General features: G+C 29.7%; 3 protein-coding genes. All 3 read right to left on the bottom strand.

Features of this window, described 5'->3' with window-relative positions:
- Positions 1-248: 248 nt before the first annotated feature.
- The 3 genes from I3217_RS14990 to I3217_RS14980 all read right to left on the bottom strand — a co-directional run bounded on the left by I3217_RS14990 (position 249) and on the right by I3217_RS14980 (position 2,314).
- Complete coding sequence (locus I3217_RS14990) at positions 249-659, bottom strand: hypothetical protein (protein ID WP_435050591.1); 411 nt, start codon at positions 657-659, stop codon at positions 249-251.
- A gap of 161 nt (positions 660-820) precedes the next feature.
- Positions 821-1,486 carry a hypothetical protein gene (locus tag I3217_RS14985; protein ID WP_435050590.1) on the bottom strand — a complete coding sequence of 222 codons (666 nt, stop codon included), beginning with the start codon at positions 1,484-1,486 and terminating at the stop codon, positions 821-823.
- Between the two features lie 162 nt (positions 1,487-1,648).
- On the bottom strand, positions 1,649-2,314 hold the full coding sequence (locus I3217_RS14980; RefSeq protein WP_435050589.1) for a hypothetical protein: 666 nt from the start codon (positions 2,312-2,314) through the stop codon (positions 1,649-1,651).
- Between the last annotated feature and the right edge of the window lie 204 nt (positions 2,315-2,518).

The raw sequence follows: 2,518 nt of genomic DNA, 5'->3' as shown, positions 1-2,518 counted from the left end.
TTTTCGCAATTGGATGAGATTTTACAAATAATGTCAGGTAAATATTTATTCCGTCACTATTTATTTCATATTCGTTCCTCATTTTTTAGCTTGTGTACAACGGTTTTGTGTATGGTTTGTTGCGGTTTTAAAGTTACATTTTTTCCGCTGTGTTAGTAGTTATTAATTTGTAAGAATTTTCATTTTTTTAACCACCTGCCGCAATGAGCTATACACGGTGTTGTAGCACGTTTTATTTATCCGTTTTTTTAGTTCAAATCGTAATTAATTGTTTTTTTATTTTCACTACTTAAAAGAAAAAATTCATTTCTATTTATAAAGTCAATTTGCAATTCTTTTGGTTGAAATGGTATTTCGTCAAATTGAATAGAATCCATTACAAATTTAGCTATTGTTAATCCACGTTTATCAGAGTAATTATTGTCAGACATAATTTTTTCAATATCGGTAGGATTTTTAATTTCTACAGATATAAATTTTCTATCTTCTGTTATATTTCCGTTGGTTTTTGTTTGTACAGTTTTAAAGTCAAGACTAATTCTTTCTGCGTTATATTTATTGGCTAAAAACTGTTCCGTTTCCGTCATTTCTGTTTCATTCGAATTGCATCCGAAACAGAGAAAACTGATTAATATTATTAGGCTGTTTTTTAATCTCATAGGTTTTTCTCAAATGTGCTACAACGTGTTTGTGTATGGAAAGTTGCGTGTTTGTGAGCGAGGATTTTCCGAAGGAAAATCAGAAGCTAGCAAACGAGCAACTGACATTGGTTTAGGATAAAACTAGCAATTTTTTTTATACGGTGTTGTAAAACGTTTTTTTATTCAGATACTATATATGAAATTTTAACATAATTAGGTGAATATTTTAAAAGTTCATTTGTCCCTTCTTCATTTTCCTTTAAATAACGAACTCCGCAAAATCTTCTTACTCCATATTTTTCGTCTAACCAAGATGAAGCATGTATAAGTAAAGGTGTTTTTTTATTGAGTTCCCATTTAGTATCTGTATATTTTCTCCAATATAGAGCATTTTCTTTTTCTGTATTTTTCATTTCTAGAAACCAATTCATTGAAAAAGCATATGTTTTTATTGATAATTCACTTTTCTTTTCTTTAGGAAAGTCTTTAGTGATTATTGTAATTTGGTCTATGAAATCATAAAAAGGTTTGTCAGATTCAAAATGATAATAAGTGTTCATTTGATTAGCGATAGTGTCGGAGGAAATCATTTCTCCATTTAGATATTCGTCAGCAACTAAATATAATTTATAACGTTTATCAAATTTCCCGAGTTTAAATTTGTTGATTTCTATTCCTTGGAATTTTAGTATTTCAACTAAATCGGCTAATCCAATCCCATCTATATCAGATATAGAATGTTCTTTTTGTTCTTGAGTACGTTTGTCGATCTTAAATTCTTCTTGAGAGTAGCTGTTCAAAGAAGCTGAAAAAAACAGGATTAGTACTAATTTAAATAATTTCATATCGGTTTTTTTTTTAATGTTTTACAACGGTTTGTGTAAGGATAGTTGCGTGTGAAAGCAACTAACTTACTAAAAATGGAACGAACCAGAGGAAAATCCGCAGGATTTTCCGAATAGGCTAGAACCGAGCAATTATTTTTACACTTTGTTGGTAACTGGCTTTTATTCAACTAATTTCAATTCAGTTCGTTTTGACTTTTTTAGTTTCTCTATTTCTAAATCAGTTAAACTCCATTTGTAAATCCGATTATTCACTTCGCTTAAATTTCCAAATTCCGAAATAATCTTCTTTTGTTCTGAATTTGATAAATGTGATTCGTTCAAATAGTTTATTGGATATAAATTCTTTAATGTTCCGTTTAGTATATTGATTTTAGTTGAAGTCCAAATGTGGTCTTTTTCTAAGATATTTACTGAAGTTGAAAACAGTCCTTTTTTAATTTTTCTTTCAGTCAGAGAATCATAATTTGAGTCAAGTTGTGTTGTATATCCATAATCGGAACTTAAACCTTCTATCAAAATTTTATTTAATTCTAAAACCGAATTTTTGTCACAGTATTTTGAGCTTACTTGCAGGCAAAAGTCGATTGTTGAATTTTCAGGTTTATCTGTTAAGTTCAACATTTGATTATCAATCGAAAAATATGAATCGGTTTTTTCTGAATTAAAATCTACAAAGCAATAGACTTTTTCCTTGTTGGTTTTTAATGCCTTTTCAAAGCTGCTTTTGGTTTTGTAAATTGATTGATAATTGAGGTCGAACGATTTTGCCGTAAGCTTTGTTATTTTTTCAATCTGTTGAATGCAGAATATAATTTTGGATTCCATATCAAATGTTTCCGCTGAATTTTGGTCAGTCAGTTTGAATAGTTTGATTATCCAATTTTTTGTTCTATTTTTCTTTAGGAACCTCATTTTTGAGCTTGTTGCCAACGTGTTTGGCTATGGTTTCGTTGCGTGAAAATCCGGAAGGATTTTCCGCCGTAAACCGAAGATAGCAAATTAGCGAGGACTTTCCGAAAGGAAAGTCAG

Source organism: Formosa sp. S-31, assembly GCF_051172795.1.
Taxonomy (GTDB): domain Bacteria; phylum Bacteroidota; class Bacteroidia; order Flavobacteriales; family Flavobacteriaceae; genus Formosa.
This window is presented reverse-complemented; position numbering and strand designations above follow the sequence as displayed.